The following is a 24586-nucleotide window of genomic DNA, read 5'->3' as shown; positions in this document are numbered from 1 at the left end:
GTCAGGATTCCTGCTTCTTAAGCATGGCCGCCCCCAGCAAAAGGAGCAGCGGGGCCGCCAGGGCAAGGGGAAGAAAGAACAGTTTCAGTTCTTCGAACCCGAGCCACTTCCCGAAGGTTCCCCGGGCGATCAGCAGAAAATAGGTAGTCGGATAGATTCGACCGATTATGGCACCTACCCCTTCCAGCGAGCGGACCGGCTCCAGCATGCCGCAAAACTCGACGGCGGGAAGGATGGTCAAAAGTGCCGTGCCGAAAAGGGCGGCAATCTGGCTCTTCATGAAGGTGGAGATGACCAGGCCGAGTCCGGTAGCGGCACCCACGTACAGAAAGCCGCCAAGACAGAGGGCGGCGAGGCTCCCCTTGAGGGGGACCCGGAAGATGAAGACCGCTTGGAGGGTAAGAAGCAGAAAGCTCACCATGGAGAGGACCAGGTAAGGGAGCTGCTTGCCAAGCAGAAACTCGATCCTGGTCACTGGGGTAACGTAGAGGTTGACGATAGAGCCGAGTTCCTTCTCGCGCACCACAGAGAGGGCGGTGACGATGGCAGGGATCATCATGAGTAGCAGCGGGATGACGGCGGGGACCATGGCGGGGAGGCTCTTTACGTCAGGATTGTAGCGATAGCGGGTCTGGATGCTGGCTGCTGCAAGCGCCGGCGGAGCAGTCATGCGCTGCCGTGCCAGGGTGGTGAGCCACTGGGCGTGCATCCCCTGGACGTAGCCGCGCACGGTCTCGGCGCGGGAGGGCATGGCGCCGTCGATCCAGGCCCCGACCGAGACGGGCCTGCCGTGCTCGAGATCGCGGCCGAACCCGGCTGGTATCTCGATGGCCAGAGAGATGTCGTTCGCGCGCATACGGCGGTCCAACTCCGCATAGTCGGCAAGCGGGGGACGCTCCTTGAAATAGCGCGAGCCGGCCAGGTTGAGTGTGTAATCGCGGCTCAGGACGCTCTGGTCGCGATCCAAAACGGCGAAGGTCAGGTCCTCGACGTCCATGGTGATGCCGTAACCCATCACGAACATCAGGATGACGCAGCCCAGCAGCGCAAGACAGAGGCGGACCGGGTCGCGGGCAAGTTCCAGCGCTTCGCGGTGAGCATAACTGAAAAGGCGGCGCAGGCTGAAGCTGCGCTCCGCCGCAGTTCCGACATCACTGCAATTACCCGCGGCAAAGGTCTCTTGCGGTCCTTCTGCGGCAAAGGCGCCCTCCTGCGCGGCGGGCTCCGCGCAGGCATCCTCCAAGTAGCCGATGAAGGCCTCTTCCAGGGTTGCGGCTCCTCTCTCCCGTACCAGCCGTGCCGGGGCGTCGCTCACCAGCACACGACCAGCGTGCATGAGGGATATCCGGTCGCAGCGTTCCGCTTCGTTCATGAAGTGGGTGGAAATGAAGATGGTGACTTGGTCGCGGCGGGCCAGGTCGACCATGATCTGCCAAAAGCCGTCCCGCGCCACCGGGTCCACCCCGGAGGTCGGTTCGTCGAGGATGAGCAGTTCAGGTCCGTGGATCATGGCGACGGCAAGGGAAAGCCGCTGGCGCACGCCAAGCGGAAGCGCATCGGGCAGGACATCCATTACCTCCTCCAGCCCGAAACGCCGCGCCATCTCGGCGACGCGGGGAGCGATCGCCGACTCAGGGAGTCTGAAAAGGCGTGCGTGGAGCACGAGGTTCTGGCATACGGTAAGTTCGGTGTAGAGGGAAAAGGACTGGGTCATGTAGCCGACCCGACGCCGCGTGTCGAGGTCGCCGGGGTCGACCGGGCGCCCGAACAGGCTTGCCTCCCCTTCGCTGGCGGGCAGAAGCCCGGTAAGCATCTTCATGGTGGTGGTCTTGCCGCAGCCGTTGGAGCCGAGGAATCCGAAGATCTCCCCCTTCCCGATTCGGAAGCTTACCCGGTCGACCGCGGTGAAATCCCCAAAGCGCATGGTGAGGCCGGACGCCTCTATGGCCGTTTCGGCAGCGAGTTCCCCTTCCCTTTCCGGAATGACGACCGGACGGTACCCAGCGCGCTGCGCCGGAGGGAGGAGCGCGATGAAGGCCTCCTCCAGGGTGCGGCTGAAGGTCTGCTCCAGCAACTGCCCGGGCGTGCCGGTCGCTAGCACCTTCCCGGCGTTCAGCGCCACCAGCCAGTCGAACCGGGCAGCCTCCTCCATGTAGGCGGTGGCGACCAGGACCGTCATGCCGCTTTGCCGGCTGCGGATGCGCCCGATCAGTTCCCAAAACTGGCGCCGCGACAGAGGGTCGACGCCCGTGGTCGGTTCATCCAGAATGAGCAGATCGGGGTCGTGAATCAGCGCGCAGCATAGCCCGAGCTTTTGCTTCATCCCCCCGGAGAGCTTGCCAGCAGGCCTGCCGGCAAAGGGGGCGAGGCCCGTGGCGGCCAACAGCTCAGCGATGCGGCGTTCTCGCTCGGCGCGGCCGTGGCCGAAGAGCCGGGCAAAGAAATCCACGTTCTCGAAGACCGACAGGGTCGGGTAGAGGTTGCGCCCCAGCCCTTGGGGCATGTACGCGATACGCGGGCAGACCTGTCTTCTATGGGCGGGGTCGGACATGCTGCCACCGAGGACCTCCACCCTTCCTTCCTGTAGCCGCCGCGAACCGGCCACCAGCGAAAAGAGGGTGGACTTGCCGACCCCGTCCGGACCGATGGCCCCAACCATACCTCCTGCCGGCAGGGCAAGGCTGACGTCATCGAGGGCGACAGTCCTGCCGTAGCGCAGCGTTACCCGGTCCAACCAAGCGGCGCAGCCGCTTGTCCCGCACCCATCTCCTGGAGCATGCGGGGTCACCGGACCACCTTCTGCAGGTGGGCCGGCCAGGGGCGTTTCTCGTCCAGCCGAACGTAAGCCATGCCGGGCAGGCCGGTCTTCACCTGGGCAATGTGTTTTTTAAGGAGCTCCACCGGGAGCTGGGCCCTCACCCTGAACATGAGCTTCTCCCGCTCGCTCGCGGTTTCCACCGTTTTGGGGGTGAACTGGGCCACGTCGGAGATGAAGGAGACACGTGCAGGAATGACGTACCGGGGCGCGGCGTCGAGCACGAGGCGGACCTCGGTGCCAAGAGCCACCCTCCCCGCCGCAGCCGTCGGCAGGAAGAAGGTCATGTAGACGTCGCTCAAATCCACCAGGCTCAGCACTCGCCCACCCGCAGCCACCACCTCCCCGGGCTGGGCCACGCGGTACTGCACCCGACCGTCGCGCGGCGACTTGAGCGCGGCATCTTTCAGATCGGCCTCAATGCGCTGCACGGTGGCGCCCACCGCCGCCACGTTGGAGACCTCACCCAGCACTTTCTGTCGCGCAGTTGCCACGGCCGCCTCGGCGGCAGCCTCCTGGGCGCGCGCCGCTGCCGTCGACGCCCTGGCACTCGCCAGGCGTGCGAGATCGTCATCGGCCTCCTGCTGAGAGGTGGCCCCTTCGGCTGCAAGCGTGGAGGAGCGAGTCACCCTCTTACCGGCCAGCGCCAGTTCCGCCTCCCGCTGCGCCACGACCGCTTGGGTAGCAACCCTCTCGCTGGCGCGCTGGGTCATCTCGCTCTTCGAGGTAAGCACCGCGTTCTGTGCCTTGAAGAGCTGGGCCTGGGCCTCCCGGTGCTGCGCCTTGAGTACCTCGGTGTCCATGAGCGCCACGGTCTCGCCGCTTCTGACGTAATCCCCTTCGCGGACCAAGATCTCCTGCACGCGCCCAGGGCTTTTGGGACCGACGTCGATCTCTACCGCTTCGATACGCCCGTTGCCGCTGACGATCCCCTCGTCGGCGTTACGACCACCGAACCGCTGCCACAGGATCAGGGCGAGCAGCAACAGCACCACCACTGCCGCGATGAGGATCCTCCTGTTACCAAGGCCTTTCATGGCTTGGCCTCCCCTTTCCGTAGTCCCCCGTCCCCCGAACCGGTTGCACCTTCTTCAGATACGCCGTCCGCAGCAGCCCCTCCTCCCAGCGCTGCGTAAAGCTCGACCCCGGCCGAGAGCAGGGCTCGCCTGGTCTGCACCAGTGCCTGCTGGGCGACAAACCGGTCCCTTTCCGCATCGAGCACCTCGAGGTAGGTGGCGGCCCCGGTGTCGTAACGGAGCCTGGCCAACCGGGTGCGCTCGGTCTGCGCAGCGAGCGTAGCTCGCTGCGCCTCCACCTGCTCTGCCAACCAGCGCCGTTGCGCCAGCGCGTCCGCCACCTCGCGGAAAGCCCGCTGCACCACGCGCTCGTACCCGGCAACTGTCTCCCGCTCCCTGGCCCTGGCAAGTTCCAGGTTCGCCACGTTGCGCCCCCCCTGGAAGACGGGAAGGGATATGGCCGGGACAAAACTCCAGGCGCCGCTTCCGTCAGCAAAGAGCCCGGAAAGCTCGCTGCTTGCCGTGCCGAAACTGCCGGTCAGGGCGATGGCGGGGAAAAAGGCGGCGCGTGCCGCACCTATGGCGGCGTTGGCGGCCTTCAGGTCGTGTTCGGCTGCCATCACATCAGGACGGTTCAGGAGCAGTTCGGAGGGGAGCCCGGGGTGAACCGGCGCTAAAAAGTCCGGCTCTACCGCGCTCAAGGAGAGCGGCACGAGGGTAACGTCCCCCCCCACGAGGAGGGCCAGCGCGTTCAGGTTGAGTGCGCGCAACCGCATCAACGCGGAAAGGTCTGCCTTGGCCTGGTTCAGCAGAGTCTCCGCCTGCACCGCGTCCAGTTTCGACGCGGAGCCGACCTCGAAGCGGCGCCTGGCTATGCGGAAGGATTCGTCGCGGCTTGTGATGGTGGCCTGGGCCAGGGAGACCCGTTCGCAGAGTTCCCGCTCCACAAGATAGCCCTGGGCGAGCTGCGCCACCAGGCTCACCTGGACCGCCCGCCTGGCCTCCACGCTGGCGAGATACGACTCGAGAGCCGCGTCTTTGAGGCTCCTGACCCTCCCCCAGAAGTCGAGTTCCCAGCTGGCAAGGAAAAGGCCGGCGTCAAAAACATTGGCCGTCATAGGGTGCCCGGTAACGGAGAGATCAGCGGGGGTGCGGGAACGCTCCGCCTGGGCGCCGGCAGAGATGCCCGGGAGGAGGTCGGCGCTGCGGATACCGTAGATGGCGCGAGCCTCTTCGATCTTGCGGCGGGCAACGGCAAGGTCCCGGTTGTGTTCCAGGGCTTGCGAGATCAGGTTCTTTAGTTCGTGATCAGCAAAGAAGGCGGTCCAGCCGGGAAGGGATGTGGCTGTCCCGTTGCCGCTCCCCGCTTCAGGATAGTGCTGCGGGACTGGCAGCGCTGGGCGCTGGTAGGCAGGTTGCAGCGAGCAGCCGCACAGGACAAGGGCCAGCCAGAACAAAAGCAGTGGAGAAAAACGGGAACGGGTGATTAACGGCGCTTCCGGCACCAGGGGAACCGGCCGCGTAGAGCCCCCCGGCCGACAGGAGGGCTGGGATTCCAGGGGGTCGTCGTCTTCCGACTTCTGTGCCATGAATACGCTCCTCAGTCACAAGGAATTCTTCACAAGCTCCAGCGAGCACCTCACAGACTCTAGGGCCCAAGAAGTACTCATAGAAAACTATAAACCCAATCTAGTGTTTGAAAAGAAAGTGGACCAGATTTATCGGCCAGTCAGGATGAGGCTCCGGTGCCAGAAGGTAGTACGCTGTGAGTAAACCGACCAGGGCAATTATGCAATAGAGAGTTATGCGTGTTCTGGACAACGAGGCTCCTTTCAGCCACAGGGAGTTCGACACGGTTCGCCCCCCTGCGCGGTACTGCTGCCCCGGGCCGGTACCGGCCCGGGGCTGTGTTCTGCCTTACTTGCTGCCGCCTCCCAGTACCTTGTACAGGGTGACCATGTTGTTCAGTCGGGCGAGGCGGGTGCTGATCAGGTTCTGCTGGGCCGCGTAAAGCGAACGCTGCGCGTCCAGAACGTTGAGGTAGCTGTCGACACCGGTCTGGTAGCGGGCCTGGGAGAGACGGAAGGTCTCGGCGGTGGCGCCGGTAAGGGACTGCTGCGCCGCAACCTGCTCGTCGATGGTGCCGCGCTGGGCCAGCGCGTCCGCCACCTCGCGGAACGCGATCTGGATCGCTTTCTCATACTGCGCCACGGCTATGTCGCGGTCCACCTGGGCCACGTCGAGGTTGGCCTTGTTGCGCCCCCCCTCGAAAATCGGCACCGAGATGCTGGGCGCGAAGCTCCAGGCCAGGTTGCCTCCCTTGAACAGACCGGAAAGCTGGTCACTGCCAAAGCCCACGCTGGTGGTCAGGGCAATGCGCGGGAAGAAGGCGGCGCGCGCCGCACCGATATTGGCATTGGCCCCTTTCAGGTTGTACTCGGCCTGCAGGATGTCCGGACGGGAGAGGAGCACGTCCGAGGGAAGCCCCGGCGCCACGTCCTTGACCGCGGTCAGAGCCTCGGTCAGCGACTTGGGCAGGAGATCCTGCGGGACGTCGGAACCGACCACCAGGACCAGGGCGTTCAGATCCTGGGCCACCAAAGTGGTATAGCGGGCGATGTCCACCCGGGCGGAGTCGACGCTGGTCTGCGCCTGTTGCAGGTCCAGTGCGGAAGAAACGCCCGCCTCGAAACGGCTCTTACTGAGCCGGTAGGACTCCTGCTGGTTGGCCAGGGTGTCCTTGGCAAGTTGCAGGCGCTCCAGGTCGGACCCCAGGGTCAGGTACGCGTTGGCTACCTGGGAGACCAGGGTGATCTGCACGCTGCGCCTTGCCTGCTCGGTGGCCAGGTACTGCTCTAGGGCCTGGTCTTTCAGGCTCCTGATCCTGCCGAACAGGTCGAGCTCGTAGGAACTGATGCCGACCGAGACGTTGTAGGAGTGTCCGACACCGCCGTTGCCGTTCTGAGCCAGGTCATCAGCAGTTTTCTTTACGGAAAATCCGCCGTCGCCGGTGACCGTGGGAAGGAGGTCGGCGCGCCTGATCTGGTACATGGCACGGTAGCGGTCCATGTTCAATACCGCCACCTTGAGGTCGCGGTTGTTGTCCAGGGCGAGCGTGATCAGCTTCTGCATCTGCGGCTCGACGAAGAACTCCTGCCAGGGGATCTCAGCCAGCGGCTTCTGTGCCGCCGGTTCGGCCTTATAGGCGGGGCCAGCAGGCCAGGAAGTGGGGACCGGGGGCGCCGGCTGGGTGTATTTGGGTGCCATCGAGGCGCACCCTCCCAGGAACAGGAAGGCGGCCAGGGCGAGCGGTCTGGCTATCGTGCGTGTCATGCTAGTGCACCTCCGCAGCGGCAGCGGCTTTCTTGGCCGATCCGTGCTTCTTGGAGAACATCTTCGTCACCATGACGAAGAAGAACGGGATGAAGATAAGGTCGATGAAGGTGGCCGACAACAGGCCGCCGGTCACCGCGGTGCCGATGGCGTTCTGGGCGCCCGCACCCGCCCCCTTGGTGAGAGCGAGCGGCAGGGTGCCGAAGAAAAAGGCCAGCGAGGTCATGATAACCGGACGGAGCCTGATCTTGACGGCGGTGAGCGTCGCCTCGACCAGTTCGTGCCCTTGATGCAGTTGGTCCTTGATGAACTGGATGATCAGGATCGCGTTCTTAGTCGACAAGCCCACCGTGGTCAGAAGACCGATCTGCAGGTAGATGTCGTTGGGGAGCACCCTGAGCGTTACCGCGGTGACCGCACCGACCAGGCCCAGCGGCAGCATGAGCAGGTTGACGAACGGGATGCTCCAGCTCTCGTACAGGGCCGCGACGGCAAGGAAGACGACCAGCAGCGAGATGGCGTAGAGGGCCGGGGCCTGCTTGCCGGCATTCTTCTCCTCGTAGGAGAGACCAGTCCACTCGTAGGCGATCCCCGGCGGCAGCTTGGCGGCCATGGCCTCCATCTCGGCCATCGCCTCGCCGGTGGAAATCCCCTTGGCTGCGTTGCCCATGATCTCTACGCTCGGGATGCCGTTGTAGCGCTCCAGGCGCGGGGAGGCGTGCTCCCACTTGGCGGTGGCGAAGGCGGAGAAGGGAACCATCTCGCCCTTGTCGTTTCTCACGTACCACTTGTTGATGTCTTCCGGAACCATGCGGTAGGTCGCATCGGCCTGCAGGTACACCTTCTTGACCCTGCCGTTTTGCAGGAAGTCGTTTACGTAGGATGAGCCCCAGGCGGTGCCCAGGGTGTTGTTGATGTCGGCGAGCGACACGCCGAGTGCACCGGCGCGCACATCGTCGATATTCAGCTTGAACTGCGGGGTGTCGTCCTGTCCGTTGGGGCGCACCGCCATGAGCTTCTTGTTCTGCATGGCCATGCCCAGGAGCTGGTTCCTGGCGTCCATGAGCGCCTGGTGGCCGAGGCCGCCGCGGTCCTGCAGCTGGAAGTCAAAGCCGTTGGCCTGGCCGAGCTCAACCACCGCCGGGGGCGAGAAGGCGAAGGCCATGCCGTCACGGAACTTGGAGAAAGCGCCCATGGCACGGCCGGCGACCGCCGGAGCCTTGAGGTCCGGGGTGGGACGCAGCTTCCAGTCTTTCAGTTTCACGAAAGCGAGGCCCATGTTCTGGCCGCGGCCGGCGAAGCTGAAGCCCGCCACGGTTATGAGCGAGTCGACCGATTTCTTCTCGTTCTCCAGGAAGTGCTTCTCGACCTTCTCGAGCATCTTGATGGTGCGCTCCTGGGTTGCGCCGGCCGGAAGCTGGATCTGGCAGACGATGAAGCCCTGGTCCTCGTCGGGGAGGAACGCGGTGGGGAGGCGCAGGAAGAAGAAGACCATCGCGCCAACCAGGCAGCCGTAGAAGACGAGGTAGCGCAGCGGTTTGCCGAAGGAGTTGCCGACGATGGACTCGTACTTGTGACGCGCCTTGTCGAACATCCTGTTGAACCAGCGGAAAAAGCCGCAGTACCACCCGGACTCGCAGGCCTCATGGCCCTTCACCACTGGTTTGAGGAGCGTGGCGCAGAGCGCCGGGGTAAGGATCTGTGCGGTCATGACCGACAGGATCATGGCGGAAACGATGGTTATCGAGAACTGGCGGTAGATGACGCCGGTGGAGCCGCCGAAAAACGCCATCGGAATGAAGACGGCCGAAAGCACGGTGGCGATACCCCACAGGGCCGAGGTGATCTGCCCCATGGACTTCACCGTCGCGTCGTGTGGCGAGAGCCCCTCCTCGGTCATGATCCTTTCAACGTTCTCAACGACAACGATGGCATCGTCGACCAGCAGGCCGATGACGATGACCAGTGCGAACATGGTCAGGGTATTGATGGAGAAGCCCGCCGCGAAGAGCACGCCCAGGGTACCCAAAAGAACGACCGGGACCGCGATGGTCGGGATCAGGGTGGCGCGGATGTTCTGCAGGAACAGGAACATGATGATGAAGACCAGGCAGACCGCCTCCATCAGGGTCTTGACCACCTCTTCCATCGAGATCTTGACGAACGGGGTGGTGTCATACGGGTAGACGACCTTGGCGCCGGCCGGGAAGAACTTCTCCAGCTCGATCATCTTGGTCTTGACGCGGTCGGCGGTGTCGAGCGCGTTGGCGCCCGCGGCGAGCCTGAGCGCCATGGCGGCAACCGGTTTCCCCTTGTAGCGGGCGAGAGTGTCGTAGTTCTCGGTGCCGATGTCGATCTTGGCGACGTCCCTGAGCTTCACCGTGGAGCCGTCGGGGTTCGTGCGCAGCACGATCTCCTGGAACTGCTCGGGGGTCTGCAAGAGGGTGCGGGCCGTGATGGTGGCGTTCAGCTGCTGCCCCTGCATGGCCGGCATGCCGCCGAACTGGCCGGCGGAAACCTGCGCGTTCTGCGCCTGCAGCGCGTTGGTGACGTCGTTGGGGGTCAGCTTGTAGTTGTTCAGCTTGTCGGGGTTCATCCAGATGCGCATCGCGTTCTGGGAACCGAACACGGTCACCTCGCCCACGCCCTCGATGCGGCTCACGATGTCCTGGACGTTGGACACCATGTAGTCGGTCAGCTGGTAGCGGTTCAGGCTGCCGTCCTCGGAGACGATGCCGACGATCATCAGGAAGTTACGGGTGGACTTGACCACCTGGATGCCCTGCTTCTGAACCACCTGCGGCAGAAGCGGCGTGGCAAGCTGCAGCTTGTTCTGCACCTGGACCTGGGCGATGTTCGGGTCGGTCCCGGCCCTGAAGGTCAGGTTGATGGAGACCGCGCCGGCGGAATCGCTGGTGGAGGACATGTAGAGCAGGTTGTCGATACCGTTCATCTTCTGCTCGATCACCTGGGTGACCGTGTCCTGCACCGTCTGCGCGGAGGCGCCGGGGTACATCGCGTTGATCGAGATCTGCGGCGGAGCGATGGGCGGGTACTGGGAGACCGGCAGCGACTTCATGGCCAAGAGGCCGGCCAGCATGACCCCGATGGCGATGACCCAGGCGAAAATGGGTCTGTTTATGAAAAACCTGGACATGGAATAAGCTCCTTAAATCTAAAGGCGACGTTCTACGTTCTACGTGCCGTCTGCTGTGTGCGCCTGTGGAGGTTCGCCGATTACTTCTTCTGGGGTTGTGCCGGGGCTGCGGGTGCTGCCGGGGCGCCCGGTGCTGCCGGTTTGGCGCCAGGGGCACCTTGGCCGCCCTGCCCTGCCGCGCCCTGCCCCCCCTGGCCGGGTGCACCGCCGGGGCCGCCCTGACCTTCGGGGGACTGGAACGGCACCACCTTCACCTGGGTGCCGGGACGCGCCTTCTGCAGCCCCTCCAGGATCACCTTCTCCCCCGGCTTCAAACCGGAGCTGACCAGCCAGGCATCACCCACGGTGCGCGCAACCTGGATCGGCCTCGGCTCGACCTTGCTATCGGGGCCAGCCACCATGACGATGGCCTGGCCTGCCGCGTTGCGGGTCACGCCACGCTGCGGGATCAGGATCGCCGCCTCGTTGATCCCCTCCTCAAGGACGGCGCGCACAAACATGCCGGGGAGCAGGGTCTGCTTCGGGTTCGGGAACACGGCGCGCACGATGATGGAGCCAGTGCTCTGGTCCACGGTCACGTCGGAGAACTTGAGCGAGCCGGTCACCGGGTACGGGGTGCCGTCCTCGAGCAGAAGCTTGACGCGGGCCTGGCCGGCCTGGTCCCGCTTCAAGAGACCGGTGGCGAGGCTACGGTTCAGCTTCAGCATGTCGGAGCTGGACTGGGTCACGTCGACATACATGGTGGAGAGCTGCTGAATGGTCGCCAGGGCGGTGGCCTGGCTCGCCGTTACCAGCGCGCCGTCGGTGACGGTGGAGCGTCCGATGCGACCGGAGATGGGGGCGACTACCTTGGTGTAAGCCAGGTTGATCCGCGCCGTCTCGACGGCGGCCTTCGCGGAAGCGACGTCGGCCTCGGCCTGCTTCAGCGCGGCGTAGGCGGCGTCGTAGTCCTGCTTGCTGACCGCGTTGATCTTGACCAGTTCGCGGAAGCGCTCCTCCTTCAGCTTGGCGGGAAGAACGTTGGCTTCGGCACGCGCCTCGCTGGCCTTGGCACTAGCGTAGGCGGCCTGGTAGGTCGCGGGGTCGATCTGGTACAGCACCTGGCCTGCCTTGACGTCGCTTCCCTCGGTGAAGACCCGCTTCAGGATGATGCCGCTCACCTGGGGACGGACCTCGGCAATCAGGAAGGGAGACGTGCGTCCCGGGAGCTCGGTGGTCAGGGCAACGCGCTGCGGCTTAACCTCGATGACGCCCACCTCGGGAGGCCCCATGGGCGGGCCGGCCTGCTGCTGTTTCTTGCCGCACCCGGCGAGAAGCAGGGAGCCGCTCAGAACTACAACGACGGATAACAAATGTGCCCGGTACTTGATCTGCATGAAAACACCTCGTTTGGTTGGTTGCTGCCGTTAAAAAGAATGCAAGCGGCGCTTCGCTGCCCGCCCGGTTATTTGCGTTTAAAGGTAACTAGTAAGACGATGCCGCCCCAGGTCAGGGCGCACAGGATCAGACAAAGTTTCATGAGCATCGGAAAAACCTCTCGCTACATAAGGAATGAACAATCAGTCAACACTAGCGACGCAGCGCGTCCCAGCAGGCGCCAACCACCTGCTCGATCAGCGCATCATCGAGCTTGATGAAGCCCAGGATGTGGTCGCGACAGATATCGACCAAAGGACCGAAAAAGAGCGAGAACAGGATGGCCAGCTCCAGCGGCTTAAAGATCTGCTGCTCCACCGCCTCGTGGAATAGTTCGCTGATGACGTCCTTTCTTCCCTGGCCGAATATCTTCTCGCGCCGGTGATCCACGCCGTAGGGGGAGTTGTGGAACTGCTCGACGAAACGTAGCTGCAGCGGCTCGCTGATCAGGTGGCGCACCAGCGCTGTCCCGATGTGCACCAGGCGCTCGCGCACCGGTCCCTGCTCGGGGTACCCCTGCATCATCACCTCGACGAACCTCTCTTCCACGTTCTTATAGATCCAGCGGATCAGGTCGTCCTTGTTCTCGAAGTAGCGGTAGATGGTCCCGGCGCCAACGCCTGCCTTCTCGGCAATCATCGCCATCGGGGCGCCGTGGAAGCCCTGCTCGGCCACCAACTCCAAGGCAGCCTGGATGATAGCTTCACGCTTTTCGGCACACTTGTCCGACTTGTCACACTTTTCTGCTTTTTCCATCTTCTTCCCCTTTTGCGGAATGACCGTTCATTCCTTTATATTCCCCTCCTTTCGTGCTGTCAATCAGTCAAAACGGTAAAAACGATTAAAAACAGGTAAAGATGAGGTATCAGGCGGTGTGCAGCAGTCACCAGGGCGGGTTTGACTGGGAAAGGGATTTAGAGTAGATTTGCCCTTCTGTTACAACCAAACCGACCACCTCACTCAGAAGGGAAAGCCATGATAGAACTATTACGCAAACGCCGGAGCATACGAAAATTCACCGATGAGCCGGTATCCGCCGAGGCCGTCGAGACACTGATCGAAGCAGCCCTGAGAGCACCCGCCTCGCGCAGCCTCAACCCGTGGGAATTCATCGTCGTGGACGACCCCGCACTGCTCCAGCAACTGGCGGCGGCCAAGCAGCACGGTTCCGAGTTCGTGGCGCGTGCCCCGCTTGCAATCGCCGTCTGTGCCGACAGCACCAAGTCCGACGTCTGGGTCGAAGACTGCTCCATCGCCGCCATCCTGATCCAGTGCACGGCGCTCTCGCTGGGGCTGGGGAGCTGCTGGGCGCAGATCCGCGAGCGCAAACACGACGCGCAGAAGAGCGCCGAGCGGCACGTGCAGGAACTGCTGGGGCTCCCGGAACAGGTCAAGGTGGAGTGCATCATCGGCATCGGCCATCCGGCGGAGCGGCCACGGCCCCTCCCCGCCGATAAGCTGCAGCGCGAAAAGGTTAAGCGCAATCGCTGGTCTTGAAAGAAAAGGCCCGCCCCCAAAGAGGGAGCGGGCCTTTCTTGTATGCTGTGCAGCCAGGCGAAAAAAAGGCACACCCCGGAGGAGGTTTAACAGGGGTGTGCCAATAACACCGTTTAGCTGCCGTTTATAGTGGACCTGATGTTTTGCAGCAGGGATCCCAAAGACTCGTCGAGCCTCTGTTCCAGCATCCGGCGCGTCTCCGCGCTCATGCCGTGAGGCTGTGACTGCTCGGCCGCCGCGACCTCGGGTACATCCCCGCTCTCCACCGCCACCGGCCGGCCGCCGGGGATCTGCTCGTAGTGGACGTGCGGCCCGGTAGACCTGCCGCTGTTGCCGGAGAAGGCCAGCACCGCCCCCGCCTCGACCAGTTCTCCAGAATGTACGTTCACCCGGGAGTTGTGCCCATACAGGGTGCGGTCCCCGTTGTCGTGTTCCACGATCACCGTCGCGCCGTAGCCGCGGCGGTCGCCGGCGAAAGTCACCTTCCCTGGCCGCGTGGCCCGTACCGGAGTGCCGGTCGGGACGGCGATGTCGACGCCGCGGTGAAAGGCGAGCTTGCCGCTCCCGAAGGGATCGAGCCGCCAACCGATACCCGAGGTCACCACGCCGTCGACCGGGAGGGGACCTGCGGCCAGTACTGGAAGCGGTGCGCCGCAGAGCAGGATGGCCAAGATGAAGAGAAGGTAGCGTGTCACTCGTGGTACCGATCGAAGAAGATGCGCTGCTGAAAACAAGGAGCCAGTATCAAGTTGCGTGCCCGTTGCGACGTTCCAAGCTAACCGGCTGGTTTCGCGATGTTCTCCGCCGGGAGAACTCCCCGAGCGGGCACAGACGGTGGAGAATATTCGCTGTGTCTGAAGAATATTCCGCAACAGCCTCACCCCCGCTCTCACCCCGACCCTCTCTCGGAGGGAGAGGGGGAGTAAATGGAGATCTGGCCGGAAACCGAAAAAGATGCGGCCTTTCCGGAGCGGCAGCAAAAAGAAAAGGGACCGCGGTCAGGCGGTCCCCGTTGTGGTCACGGTGGCAGGGCTAGTCGATCATTGGTCCCGGAAGCGGTATGGCCAGGCCATGATGCCGCCGTCCATGAACTTCACGTTGGCAAAGCCGGCAGCATCGAGGATCTTCTGGGCCTCGTACCCCCTGAGGCTGATCTTGCAGAAGGCGACGATCTCCTTGTCCCTGGGGAGTTCTTCCAACCGCTCGCGCAGAGCTCCCAGCGGGATCAGCTTCGCCCCGGCGATGCCGATTTCGCCATGCTCGGCGGGGGAGCGGACATCCAGCAGGATGAAGTCGTCACCCTCATCCAGCTTCCTTTTCACCTCCCGCGCCGAAATGCCGCGGGCGTGGCCGGCAAGCTTGTTCTTCATGATGTCGGCGGCGACGATGAGGTTGTCCATAGCCGCGCTGTACGGGGGAGCGTAGGCCAGGTCCAGTTGGGACAGCTGTTCCACGCTAGCCCGGAAGGTGATCGCAGCCGCGGCCGCATCGAGCCGCTTGTCCACGGCCCCCTCCCCCGCCGCCTGCAGCCCGAGGAACCGACCGGTGCCGCGCTCGGCAACCAACTTGAGCAGGATCGGCTTGGCACCCGGGTAAAAATGGGCACGGTCCGGCGCCGGTGAGAGCACCGTCTCCACGTCGAAGCCTTGTGCGCGGGCCTCGTTCTCGGTGAGACCCGTCTTCCCGGCGTTGACGTTGAACACCTTGAGGATGCTGGTGCCGATGACGCCGGCAAAAGTTGCCGCCCCGCCGGCCGCGTTGATCCCGGCAACCCGCCCCTGCTTATTGGCGGTGCTCCCCAACGGGACGAACACCTTGTTGCCGGTGACCAGGTGGGTCGCTTCGCAGCAGTCGCCGCAGGCGTAGATGTCGGGGTCGCTCGTCGCCTGCCGCTCGTCAACGGCGATGGCGCCGGTTACGCCGATGGCAAGCCCGGCCTCCCGGGCCAGGGCCACGTTCGGCTTCACCCCGGGTGCGAGCACTACCAGGTCGGCAGCTATCTCCTGCCCCCCGGCGATCACCTGCCGTACCTGACCGTCGCCGGCCAGACCGGTAACAGCACAGCCGGTAAACACGGTAACGCCCTGCAGCTTCACCTGCTTCTCCACCACCGCCGCAACCTCGGGGTCGAGCACACCGGGCAGGAGTTGGTCCCGCATCTCGACCAGGGTCACCCGCATCCCCTTGCCCTGCAGCGCTTCCGCGGTTTCCAGGCCGATCAGCCCCGCGCCGATGATGCAGGCGGTGGCGCCGGGAACGGCCCTTTCCTTCAGCAGTTCGGCATCCTCGATGGACTTGACGGTAAAGACGTTGTCCAAGGAGACATTGTCGATGGGAGGAACCACGGGAGAACTGCCGGTGGCAAGCACCAGCTTGTCGTAGGGAAGCTCGGTCTCGGCGCCCTCCCCCTCGCGCAGGCGGATCACCTTGCGTTGCCGGTCGATGCCGGTCACCTCGGAATTAGTGCGCACCGCAACACCCTTGACCTTGCTGAAGAAGTTCTGATCGCGCACCACCCCGACCGGGGTACTCATCAACTCCTTGAGTTCCTTGACAGTGTCGGAAAGAAAGTACGGGATGCCGCAGGCGCCGTACGATATGAAGTTGCCGCGATCGAGCACGACGATGTCGGCCCGGGGATCGATGCGCCGCGCCTTGGCTGCCGCCTTTGCACCGGCGGCATTAGCGCCTATCACCACTATCTTCTTTTTCATCTACTCCTCCAACTATCGGCTGCAGGTCCGGCATAGCAGCACGGCGGCTAGGGCCTCATTCCGCATCACGACCCGATGCGGGCGCGCCCCCTTTCACGAAAATCCGTCATCACCCGCCAGGCCAACAGCACGATGGGCCAGGCGTGCCAGAACAGGTCGAAAATATCCAAAGGGCGCACCAGGGTGCCCGACAGGAGCATCCTCATCTTCTCCACCAGGTGCGGTTCCGGGACGAAAGGGGCGCAGCCAAGGAGCACGGCGATCGGAACCAGGGTGCCGTATCCCGGCAGTTTCAACGTGGCCACATGCTCCTCCCCAATCGTCTCCGCGCCGGGCGCGGCCCACCGCGATAAGCATCGCAACGGCACAATACACATTCGACTTTTCGCATGTCAAGCTAATTCCTTCGTTTACAGCATGACTCCGCGCGATCTGTTTCTAGCGCGGGGAAACGGACAAAAAAAGGGAGCCGCCTGGGCTCCCTCTTCTCGATGTTCATGCTGCGCCCAACTGGGCGACCGGTTAGAACCTTCAGCCGCCGCTGTGGCACTTCGTTTCCGATGCGCTCCCCGCCGCGAACGTGGACATAGCCTTGTTCACCGCGGCGGAACCGCAGGCCGGGCAGTTGCACTCATCCGTCGTACTCCCTTTGTGCAACTTCTCGAAACGGGTACCGCACTCTTTGCAAACGTACTCGAAAATTGGCATCGCAGCTCTCCTTATTCTTTATATACAAACTTTCGCATATACTATAGACGCTATAATTGCATGTCAAGGGATGATCACGTTTCCTCCCGTTGGGTCAGCACTTTCCAGATCCGCTCTGAAGCCCGCCCGTCCCAAAGCGGCGGGATTCGTGCCGTGTTCTTCTTGGCGAGACTCTGTTCCAGGCCGGCCAATATCCCCTCCAGAGAGGTCCCTGCCAGCACGTTGCTGCCGATCTCGACCGTGATGGGACGCTCTGTGTTCTCCCTGATGGTGACGCAGGGAACGCCCAGGGCGGTGGTTTCTTCCTGGAGGCCACCGCTGTCGGTCAACACCGCCTCGGCATCTTTCCAGAGGAACAGCGCCTCGCGGTACCCTAGCGGCGGCAGGAGGACCACCTTGTCGGAAAGGTGAACACCGTGCTCCCGCATCATCTTGGCGGTGCGCGGATGCACCGGGAAGAAGATGGTCCGGCTCAGGGAGAGTTGGTTCAGGGCCTGGGCGATCCCCGAGAAGGTCTCGCGGCAGTCAACGTTGGAGGGACGGTGCAGGGTGAGAAACAGGTAGGGACGCGCCTTTTCCTTAAGGGGGTAGCCGCTTAGCTGAGACTGGTCCTGGCGCGCTAGGCAGTCGACCTGGTGCAGCAGGTTGTCGACCATCACGTGCCCCACCGCGTGGATCCTTTCCGCGGGCTTCCCCTCCCGGAGCAGGTTGTCGACCGCGCTCTCCTCGGTAACGAAGAAGTGGTCCGAGATGGCGTCGGTCACCATCCGGTTGATCTCCTCGGGCATGGCGAGATCGAAGCTGCGCAGCCCTGCCTCCACGTGGGCCACCTCGATGCCGCACTTCTTGGCGACGATGGAACAGGCCAAAGTCGAGTTGACGTCGCCGACCACGAGGACCAGGTCGGGGCGCTCCTTCAGGCAGACTTCTTCGAAGGCGACCATTACGGTGGCGGTCTGGGCGGCATGGCTGCCGGAACCAGCGTTGAGCGAGTAGCCGGGTTGCGGGATCTCCAGCTCCTGGAAAAAGGTGCCGGACATCTCCTGGTCGTAGTGTTGGCCGGTGTGTACGATGCTGCAGCGCACAGACCGGCAGGCGAGCGAGGCACGGTAGATGGGAGCGATCTTCATAAAATTGGGTCTGGCACCGGCTACCAGCAAAATGTTCATGGTTTCCTCGTCTTCGGCAGCCCGGGCGCAAATGCCGCGACGCCGCCGTCAGGGTTGTATTGAGGTACAAACAATATTGTAAGTTTTTAACATTGACACCAGTGATTGCAAATAACCAAGGGCACTAACAACCACAAAACCATCAAAACATTATTTTATGTGAAATTAATTTTAGTTGACCTGTCAACATTAAAGCACTAGTATTTATGTGATTTCGGCTGATTACCTTTTACCAGATCGTTTTATTTTGATGTACACAGGCTTTACCACCACCATACCTAGAGCCTGTTACCAAGATATGCAGGAAGAGGGACAGCCGCTTGCCACTTCAAATTCTCATCATCAGCGACAACGAATCTTTAACCACCTTCCTCGGTGAGCTGCTGCAGCGCGCCGGGCACGTCACCCATAGCGTTGCCCTGGAAAAGGAAGCTTTTCCAGCCATCAGGCGGCAGAAACCGGATTTGATCATTCTCGCCGTGGAGGCGTCCAAGATCGCCCCCCTCGCCATCGAGCACCGGGTTCAGACGCCGTCGGGCCCACGCTCGGTTCCGGTCATCGTCATCTCGGAGTGCCTGAGGCTGGAAGCGGAGCTCCTGCAGGTTTTCGACTTCATCGGCAAGCCACTGGACGTGAAGCGCTTGCTGGACGACGTCGCCGCGGTGGCGCTGAGAAAGGCGGTCCCGCCCCAGGACCAGGAGCTCGACGCGCGCCTGGCCGCCTCGTTCTCCCGGCACATCCTCTCCCACAGTGGGCTGCACTTCGACCGGCGCAACCAGCCGGCCCTGACGCGGGGACTGCTCAAGCGGATGGCAGCGCTGCGGCTGACCGATTTCAAGGAGTACCTGCAGTACCTCAAGGAGCACGGCGAGGACCGACACGAACTGCAGAAGCTGTTGCAGTTTCTGACCGTCGGCGAAACCTACTTCTACCGCTACCCCGCTCACTTCGAGGTGCTCAAGGAACGCTTCACCGGGCTTGCCGGCTCTTCCGCCCCGATCCGGATCTGGTCGGCCGGGTGCTCAACCGGGGAAGAGCCCTACTCCATCGCCATGGCACTCATGGAGGTGCTCCCGGACTGGCGGCAGCGCGACATCACGATCATTGCCACCGACATCAACAACCGCTCCCTGAAAAGGGCGCGCGAGGGAGTCTACTCCCCCTGGTCCATGAGGATCACCACCACGGAGCAGTCGGCGCGCTACTTCAGGCGGGTCGGCGAAAGCTTCCTGATCAGGGACGAAGTGAAGCAGCTGGTGCAGTTCTCGCACCTGAACCTCTCCGTCCCATGCCGGGAGCCGGTCTGCGACGAACTGCACGACTTGGACGCCATCTTCTGCCGCAACGTACTGATCTACTTCACCCCGGAAACCGCCGCCGGCATGCTGGAGCGTTTCACGCGGGCGCTTAAACCCTCGGGACTGCTCTTTCTCGGTCACTCAGAGACCCTGCTGCAGCGGGGCCTGGAGCTCGAGTTGCGGCGCAAGGAGCGCAGCTTTTATTACGTTAAAAGCGGTAGTGCCGCTGCAGCGGGCGCAACCTGTCCACTCCCCACGCCGGCGCAGGGGGAGGACGACGATGGACTCACCGAGGAGCAGCTCCGCCTGGCGGCGGCGTGGCTCAGCGAACACAAGCCGTGGCAGGAGGAAAGCGAGCCGCATGGGACTGAGGGTACCGATGATCCGGCGCTCCCCTCACCCCGACCCTCTCCCGGAGGGCGAGAGAGTGAACCGGCACTTCCCTTTCCTCTGCCCTCTTCCGGAGAGAGCGGGGGAGAACCGTCGCCAGCAGAGCCTTCGGCCCGGGACGAGGCTGCCCAGCAGGCGCCGGCGAACGGCGACGACCTGTTGCGGGCGGCGCGTGAACTGTTCGACCGGGAGGAGTTCGACCCCGCCTTGGAGGTCCTGGAACTGGTACTGCAGGCCGCCCCGGACCACCCTGAGGCGCTGGTGCTCAAGGGGTTCATCCTGGCCGGCAAAGGTGCGCTCGAGCAGGCGTTTGCCACCAGCGAACGGGTTCTCGCCCTGAACGACCTCCTGCCGGAGGGGTACTTCCTGAAAGGGGTGCTCCTGGACGCAGCAGACCGGCTGGACGAAGCTGCCCGTGAGTACCGCAAAGCACTCCTTCTGGACCACGACTTCATCATGCCGCGCTTCCACATGGGGCGGCTGCACCTGCGCCAGGGGCGCATCGCCGAGGGGACGCGCGAGATCAGGAACAGCATCAGGATCCTGTCGCGCTGCGGCGACCACGAGACGGTCCCCTTCTCAGGGGGACTCACCCGGGCGGTGTGCATGCTGCAGCTGCAGAACACGCTGGCGCGGGTGGCCTGACCGCCGCTGACGCCATGAGAGGGATTTGAATGGGAGACGACAACAGCTACGACATCCGCACTATCCTGACCCAGATGCGGGAAGAATACTGGCAGGCGCTCGCCGAGGAGGAGAGCGAGGCGAAGGAGATGCTGGAGTGCCTGGTGTTCACCCTGGGAGGGAAGCGCTACGCATTCGAGACTCATTACGCCTCTGAGGTGATCCGGGTCCCCAAGCTGGTGCGGGTTCCGGCCGTGCAAAGCTTGATCAGGGGCATCTTCAACCTGCGCGGCGAGATAACGGCCGCAATCGACATCCGCCCCATGCTGGGGCTGCCCCAGCCCGAGATCGGCGCGACCGGGAGGATCCTGGTGGTGCGGGGGGAGAATTTCGCCACCGGTATCCTTGCCGAGGCAGCGCACGGCGTCCAAGGGCTCTCCTTCGAAAACTTCGAGCCGATCGCCGCGGGGAGCGGCATCAAGGCGCAGTTTCTCAGGGGACACTTCAACGTCGAGGACGGCAAGGTGATCCTGATCGACATGGAGACGCTCCTGGCTGACCCCGAGTTGCTCGCGGGCGAGGCCTGAGGCGCCCCCTCTCGCCACGGGGACTTTTACCAGCACACAACCATTACCATCTGCAATTTACTTTGAACTTGGGGTTATGACATGTCCAACAAGCTATCGGTAAAGATCGTCAGCGTCCTCATCATGGTCATGGTGGTCATCATGACTGCCTTCTCGGTCTACTTCGTCCGTTCGCGGCGCGCCAACATGGAGGAGGAACTCCTCTCCAAGGGGCGCATCCTGGCGCAGACCGGCGCCCGCTCCATGGAACGGATCCTCGAGGAGGCGGTGGCCAACGGCACCCTGACCCAGGAGCAGCTCTTCGACGAGCACTACGTCCCTATCCCGAACACGGAACCACAGAAGTTCCACACCCAGTTCGACCGCTTTACCGATCAGTCGGTGCAGGCGCTCGAGGACGAGTTCCTGAAGGACGACCAGATCGTCTTCGCTGTCCTCACCGATAAAAACGGCTACATCCCGACCCATAACACCAAGTACTCCGCCCCCCTTACCGGCGACCGCGACAAGGACAAGCTCAACAACCGCACCAAGCGCATGTTCAACGACCCGGTGGGGCTCGCAGCGGCGAAAAACACGGAGCCGATACTGAAGCAGGTCTACCAGCGTGACACCGGCGAGACCATGTGGGACCTCTCCGCCCCGGTCTACGTAAAAGGGAAGCACTGGGGCTCATTCCGGATCGGCTTCTCCATGGTGAAGACCGAGCAGAAAGGGGCCGAGCTCAGGAACCAGATCGTGGGGAGCATGGCGGTCATGCTGCTCGTCGCCAGCATCACTATCCTGGTGGTGGTGAGCCGCGCGGTGCAGCCCCTGCGTAAGCTGACCGAGAAGGCGCACAAGATCACGGGCGGCGATCTGGACGAGACCATCCCGGTGGAGAGTAACGACGAGATCGGCGAACTGGCCGAGGCTTTCAACGTGATGACCACGGTCATCGTCCGGGACCTGAAAGACGAGATCGGCCGCTCCGGGCGCCTGATCGCCTCGGTGAAGGAGGCGGTGATCCAGCTTTCCAGCGCAGCCAACGAGATGATGGCCATCAGCGCCCAGCAAGCCTCCGGCTCGACCCAGCAGGCGAGCGCGGTCCAGGAGGTGACCACCACCAGCGAGGAGATTGCCATCACCGCCAAGATGATCACCGGCAACTCCAAGAGCGTCGAGGCAGTCGCCGAGGACACCACCAGGAACTGCAACAACGGGCGCGAGGACGTCACCAACGCCATCGAGGGTATGGGTCAGGTCAGAAGCCAGGTGCAGAGCATCGCCAAGAGCATGCTGGAGCTGGGCGACAACAGCCAGAAGATCGGCGGGATCGTGGAGATCATCGACGAAATCAGTGACCAGACCAACCTCCTGGCACTGAACGCCGCCATCGAGGCTGCCGGCGCCGGCGAGGCGGGCAAGCGCTTCGCCATCGTGGCCCAGGAAGTGAAGCGGCTCGCCGACCGTACCGTGGAGGCGACCCGCCAGATCAAGGGGCTCATAGGCGAGATCCAGCGCGCCACCAACAACACCATCATGGTCACCGAGGAAGGGACCAAGGCCGTCGACGCCGCTTCGCAGCTGGTGGACAAGGTGCAGTTCTCCTTTGCCTCCATCATGTCCACCGCCCACGAAACGGCCCGCACCGCCAAGGAGATCACCCTCTCCACCCAGCAGCAGACCTCGGCCTGCGAACAGATGGCGGAGACCATGTCCGAGGTGCGTGATGTGGCGCAGCAGGTGGCACTCTCGGCACACGAGACCGAGAAGGCCATCGCCGAGATCCTGGAACTGGCCGAACGCCTCAAGGAGATCACCGAGGAAGAGGCCTAGATGGCAAACCGTTACCTGGAGATCTTCTGCCGCGAGGCGGAGGAGCACCTGGCCTCGCTGCAAAGCGGCCTCCTGGTGCTGGAGAAGAACCCGGCCCGGACCGACCTTTTGCACGAGCTCTTGCGCAACGCGCACACCCTGAAGGGGTCGGCGCGCATGGTGGGACTCGCTGACATCAGCGCCATCACCCACACCATGGAGGAGCAGTTAAAGGGGATGGAGCGCGGCGAGCGCACGGTGGACGCGCAGGCCATAGACCTCCTGCTGCGCGGCGCCGATGCGGTGGCGCTGATCACCTCGGCCCTGATGCGCGGCACCACGCCCGAGCTGGACGTGGAGCGTTTCGTTGCGGAGTACGAGCGGGGGGAGCTGGGGCAACACCTGAGCGCCGAACCCAAGGAGGCCCAGCCCGAAACCCTCGCGGACACGGTGCGGGCCGACGTGAAGACCCTGGACCACCTGGTGAACCTGGTGGGAGAGCTGATCATCAACAAGAAGCGCCTAGAGGCGAAGCTGGAGCGCCTCAAGGAAATCGGCTACGCCCTTCCCGACCCGCACGCCGCCGAGCTGGCCTCCTTCCGCCGCGATCTCGAGGAGGACGTCCTCTACCTCGACTACCTGATCCAGGAGCTGCACGGCAAGGCGATGGGGCTGCGCATGCTACCGCTGCGGACCATCTCCGACGGCCTGGAGCGCCTGGTCCGGGACCTGGCCCAGCAGTTGGGGCGCGAGGTGCAGTTCCAGATCGTCGGGCAGGCCATCGAGATGGACCGGGTGCTCCTGGAGGGGCTCAAGCCGATCCTGATCCACCTGTTGACCAACGCGCTCAGCCACGGTATCGAGGCGCCCGAGGTGCGCACCGCCGCCGGCAAGCAGCGCCGCGGCACGGTGCTTTTGTCGGCCCGTCACCAGGGCAATTCGGTGCTGGTGGAGGTGCGCGACGACGGTCGCGGCATGAACCCCACTTCAATAAAGGCGGCCGCGGTCGCCCGCGGCGTGCTCGACCAGCGCGAGGCAGACGCCATCAGCGACGAAGAGGCGCTCTACCTCACCTTCCGGCCCGGCTTCTCCACCGCCGAGATCGTCACCGATATCTCGGGGCGCGGGGTCGGCATGGACGTGGTCAAGAAGAACATCGAGCGGGTCAAGGGGAGCGTCACCCTCTCCAGCGAGCCCGGGAGCTTCACCCAGGTCACACTGCAGCTCCCGCTCACCCTTTCTGTCCTGGACGCCCTGATCGTCGCATGCAGCGGTGAGACCTTCGCCATCCCTACCACCTACCTGCAGGAGATCGTCAAGGTGCGCGCCATCGAGATCGACACCATGGGCAGCGGCGAGGTGATCAAGGTGCGCGGAGCAACCACGCCGCTGTACAGCCTGTCGGGGATGCTCGGGCTCCCCGAGCACCGCACGGCCGGTGACGCGCCGCTGTCGGCGGTGGTACTGAAGCACTGCGACCAGCGCATTGCCTGCATCGTCGAGGCGCACCTGGGCTATAGCGAGGTCGTGGTCAAGGGGTTGGGCAAGCAGTTTAGGAACGTCAGGTTCCTGTTCGGCGCAACCATCCTCGGCGATGGCAACCCGGCCCTGATCCTGAACGTCCCCGACTTGTTCGAGTCCGGGCGCGGGGTACAGCGCGCGCCGCTTTCTGCCGAAGAGATGCAGGCGGCCCAGCGCCGCCTCAAGGTGCTGGTGGTGGACGACTCCATCACCACGCGCACCATGGAGCAGAGCATCCTGGCGAGCCAAGGGTACGCGGTGACCACCGCGGTCTCCGGCGAGGACGCCTTGGAGAAGAGCACCGCCGAACAGTTCGACCTGGTCATTTCCGACGTGGAGATGCCGGGGATCAACGGGTTCGAGCTGACCCGGGCGCTCAGGGAGTCGGAACAGTACCGGGAAACCCCAGTCATCATCGTCTCCTCGCTGTCGCGCGACGAGGACAAACGCCAGGCGCTGCAGTCCGGCGCCCAGGCCTACATCGTCAAGGGGGCCTTCGACCAAGGGCTTTTGCTGGAAACGGTGCAAATGCTGATTGGCTGAT

The 24586-nt window shown here is 63.5% G+C and carries 17 protein-coding genes; 5 read left to right on the top strand and 12 right to left on the bottom strand.

The genetic code is table 11. The features are described 5' to 3' along the window. Position 1: 1 nt before the first annotated feature. The 7 genes from rbbA to K7R21_RS04510 all read right to left on the bottom strand — a co-directional run bounded on the left by rbbA (position 2) and on the right by K7R21_RS04510 (position 12493). Positions 2-2788 (bottom strand): ribosome-associated ATPase/putative transporter RbbA, encoded by a 2787-nt coding sequence (gene rbbA / locus K7R21_RS04540; RefSeq protein WP_318248322.1) that lies wholly within the window; start codon positions 2786-2788, stop codon positions 2-4. Next, positions 2785-3852 carry an HlyD family secretion protein gene (locus K7R21_RS04535; protein ID WP_224982095.1) on the bottom strand — a complete coding sequence of 356 codons (1068 nt, stop codon included), beginning with the start codon at positions 3850-3852 and terminating at the stop codon, positions 2785-2787. The genes rbbA and K7R21_RS04535 overlap by 4 nt, the downstream gene beginning before the upstream one ends. After that, entirely contained in the window at positions 3849-5420 is a 1572-nt protein-coding gene (locus K7R21_RS04530; protein ID WP_224982094.1) for an efflux transporter outer membrane subunit, read from the bottom strand. The genes K7R21_RS04535 and K7R21_RS04530 overlap by 4 nt, the downstream gene beginning before the upstream one ends. A 328-nt stretch (positions 5421-5748) precedes the next feature. After that, complete coding sequence (gene adeC / locus K7R21_RS04525) at positions 5749-7164, bottom strand: AdeC/AdeK/OprM family multidrug efflux complex outer membrane factor (protein ID WP_224982093.1); 1416 nt, start codon at positions 7162-7164, stop codon at positions 5749-5751. A 1-nt stretch (position 7165) separates the two neighbouring features. Next, positions 7166-10321: an efflux RND transporter permease subunit gene (locus K7R21_RS04520; RefSeq protein WP_224982092.1), complete on the bottom strand. Its 3156-nt coding sequence runs from the start codon at positions 10319-10321 to the stop codon at positions 7166-7168. 80 nt (positions 10322-10401) lie between these two features. Next, on the bottom strand, positions 10402-11697 hold the full coding sequence (locus K7R21_RS04515) for an efflux RND transporter periplasmic adaptor subunit (RefSeq protein WP_224982091.1): 1296 nt from the start codon (positions 11695-11697) through the stop codon (positions 10402-10404). A 193-nt stretch (positions 11698-11890) separates the two neighbouring features. Next, positions 11891-12493 carry a TetR/AcrR family transcriptional regulator gene (locus K7R21_RS04510; protein ID WP_224982090.1) on the bottom strand — a complete coding sequence of 201 codons (603 nt, stop codon included), beginning with the start codon at positions 12491-12493 and terminating at the stop codon, positions 11891-11893. A gap of 219 nt (positions 12494-12712) precedes the next feature. Between K7R21_RS04510 and K7R21_RS04505 the strand changes: the two genes are divergently transcribed. After that, positions 12713-13234 (top strand): nitroreductase family protein, encoded by a 522-nt coding sequence (locus tag K7R21_RS04505; protein WP_224982089.1) that lies wholly within the window; start codon positions 12713-12715, stop codon positions 13232-13234. A 113-nt stretch (positions 13235-13347) separates the two neighbouring features. On the opposite strand, the gene K7R21_RS04500 is transcribed toward K7R21_RS04505, so the two are convergent. The 5 genes from K7R21_RS04500 to wecB form a co-directional block, all read right to left on the bottom strand. After that, the gene (locus K7R21_RS04500; protein ID WP_404813625.1) at positions 13348-13929 is read right to left on the bottom strand and encodes a M23 family metallopeptidase; all 582 of its coding nucleotides are present in this window, start codon (positions 13927-13929) and stop codon (positions 13348-13350) included. Between the two features lie 345 nt (positions 13930-14274). Then, a complete protein-coding gene (locus K7R21_RS04495; RefSeq protein ID WP_224982088.1) occupies positions 14275-15948 on the bottom strand; it encodes an FAD-dependent oxidoreductase in 1674 nt (557 codons plus the stop codon). Between the two features lie 65 nt (positions 15949-16013). Continuing rightward, complete coding sequence (locus K7R21_RS04490) at positions 16014-16253, bottom strand: RND transporter (RefSeq protein ID WP_224982087.1); 240 nt, start codon at positions 16251-16253, stop codon at positions 16014-16016. A gap of 226 nt (positions 16254-16479) precedes the next feature. Beyond that, positions 16480-16656, bottom strand: a complete 177-nt coding sequence (locus K7R21_RS04485; RefSeq protein WP_224982086.1) for an FmdB family zinc ribbon protein — start codon at positions 16654-16656, stop codon at positions 16480-16482. A 74-nt stretch (positions 16657-16730) separates the two neighbouring features. Beyond that, positions 16731-17825: a non-hydrolyzing UDP-N-acetylglucosamine 2-epimerase gene (wecB, locus tag K7R21_RS04480; RefSeq protein ID WP_224982085.1), complete on the bottom strand. Its 1095-nt coding sequence runs from the start codon at positions 17823-17825 to the stop codon at positions 16731-16733. A 320-nt stretch (positions 17826-18145) separates the two neighbouring features. Here wecB and K7R21_RS04475 point away from each other — a divergent pair, with 320 nt between their 5' ends. From K7R21_RS04475 to K7R21_RS04460, 4 genes are all read left to right on the top strand, one after another. Then, complete coding sequence (locus K7R21_RS04475; protein WP_224982084.1) at positions 18146-20158, top strand: CheR family methyltransferase; 2013 nt, start codon at positions 18146-18148, stop codon at positions 20156-20158. A gap of 29 nt (positions 20159-20187) precedes the next feature. Next, complete coding sequence (locus K7R21_RS04470) at positions 20188-20724, top strand: chemotaxis protein CheW (RefSeq protein WP_224982083.1); 537 nt, start codon at positions 20188-20190, stop codon at positions 20722-20724. Between the two features lie 81 nt (positions 20725-20805). Further along, positions 20806-22542 carry a methyl-accepting chemotaxis protein gene (locus K7R21_RS04465; protein ID WP_224982082.1) on the top strand — a complete coding sequence of 579 codons (1737 nt, stop codon included), beginning with the start codon at positions 20806-20808 and terminating at the stop codon, positions 22540-22542. Continuing rightward, entirely contained in the window at positions 22543-24585 is a 2043-nt protein-coding gene (locus tag K7R21_RS04460) for a hybrid sensor histidine kinase/response regulator (protein WP_224982081.1), read from the top strand. Position 24586 lies beyond the last annotated feature (1 nt).

Source organism: Geomonas agri, from assembly GCF_020179605.1.
GTDB lineage: Bacteria > Desulfobacterota > Desulfuromonadia > Geobacterales > Geobacteraceae > Geomonas > Geomonas agri.
This window is presented reverse-complemented; position numbering and strand designations above follow the sequence as displayed.

Excerpts from the sequence above, each read along its gene's own strand:
- K7R21_RS04535 (WP_224982095.1), bottom strand. The coding sequence starts at position 3,852 with ATGAAAGGCCTTGGTAACAGGAGGATCCTCATCGCGGCAGTGGTGGTG.
- K7R21_RS04530 (WP_224982094.1), bottom strand. The coding sequence starts at position 5,420 with ATGGCACAGAAGTCGGAAGACGACGACCCCCTGGAATCCCAGCCCTCC.
- adeC (WP_224982093.1), bottom strand. The coding sequence starts at position 7,164 with ATGACACGCACGATAGCCAGACCGCTCGCCCTGGCCGCCTTCCTGTTC.
- K7R21_RS04520 (WP_224982092.1), bottom strand. The coding sequence starts at position 10,321 with ATGTCCAGGTTTTTCATAAACAGACCCATTTTCGCCTGGGTCATCGCC.
- K7R21_RS04515 (WP_224982091.1), bottom strand. The coding sequence starts at position 11,697 with ATGCAGATCAAGTACCGGGCACATTTGTTATCCGTCGTTGTAGTTCTG.
- K7R21_RS04510 (WP_224982090.1), bottom strand. The coding sequence starts at position 12,493 with ATGGAAAAAGCAGAAAAGTGTGACAAGTCGGACAAGTGTGCCGAAAAG.
- K7R21_RS04505 (WP_224982089.1), top strand. The coding sequence starts at position 12,713 with ATGATAGAACTATTACGCAAACGCCGGAGCATACGAAAATTCACCGAT.
- K7R21_RS04495 (WP_224982088.1), bottom strand. The coding sequence starts at position 15,948 with ATGAAAAAGAAGATAGTGGTGATAGGCGCTAATGCCGCCGGTGCAAAG.
- K7R21_RS04485 (WP_224982086.1), bottom strand. The coding sequence starts at position 16,656 with ATGCCAATTTTCGAGTACGTTTGCAAAGAGTGCGGTACCCGTTTCGAG.
- wecB (WP_224982085.1), bottom strand. The coding sequence starts at position 17,825 with ATGAACATTTTGCTGGTAGCCGGTGCCAGACCCAATTTTATGAAGATC.
- K7R21_RS04470 (WP_224982083.1), top strand. The coding sequence starts at position 20,188 with ATGGGAGACGACAACAGCTACGACATCCGCACTATCCTGACCCAGATG.
- K7R21_RS04465 (WP_224982082.1), top strand. The coding sequence starts at position 20,806 with ATGTCCAACAAGCTATCGGTAAAGATCGTCAGCGTCCTCATCATGGTC.
- K7R21_RS04460 (WP_224982081.1), top strand. The coding sequence starts at position 22,543 with ATGGCAAACCGTTACCTGGAGATCTTCTGCCGCGAGGCGGAGGAGCAC.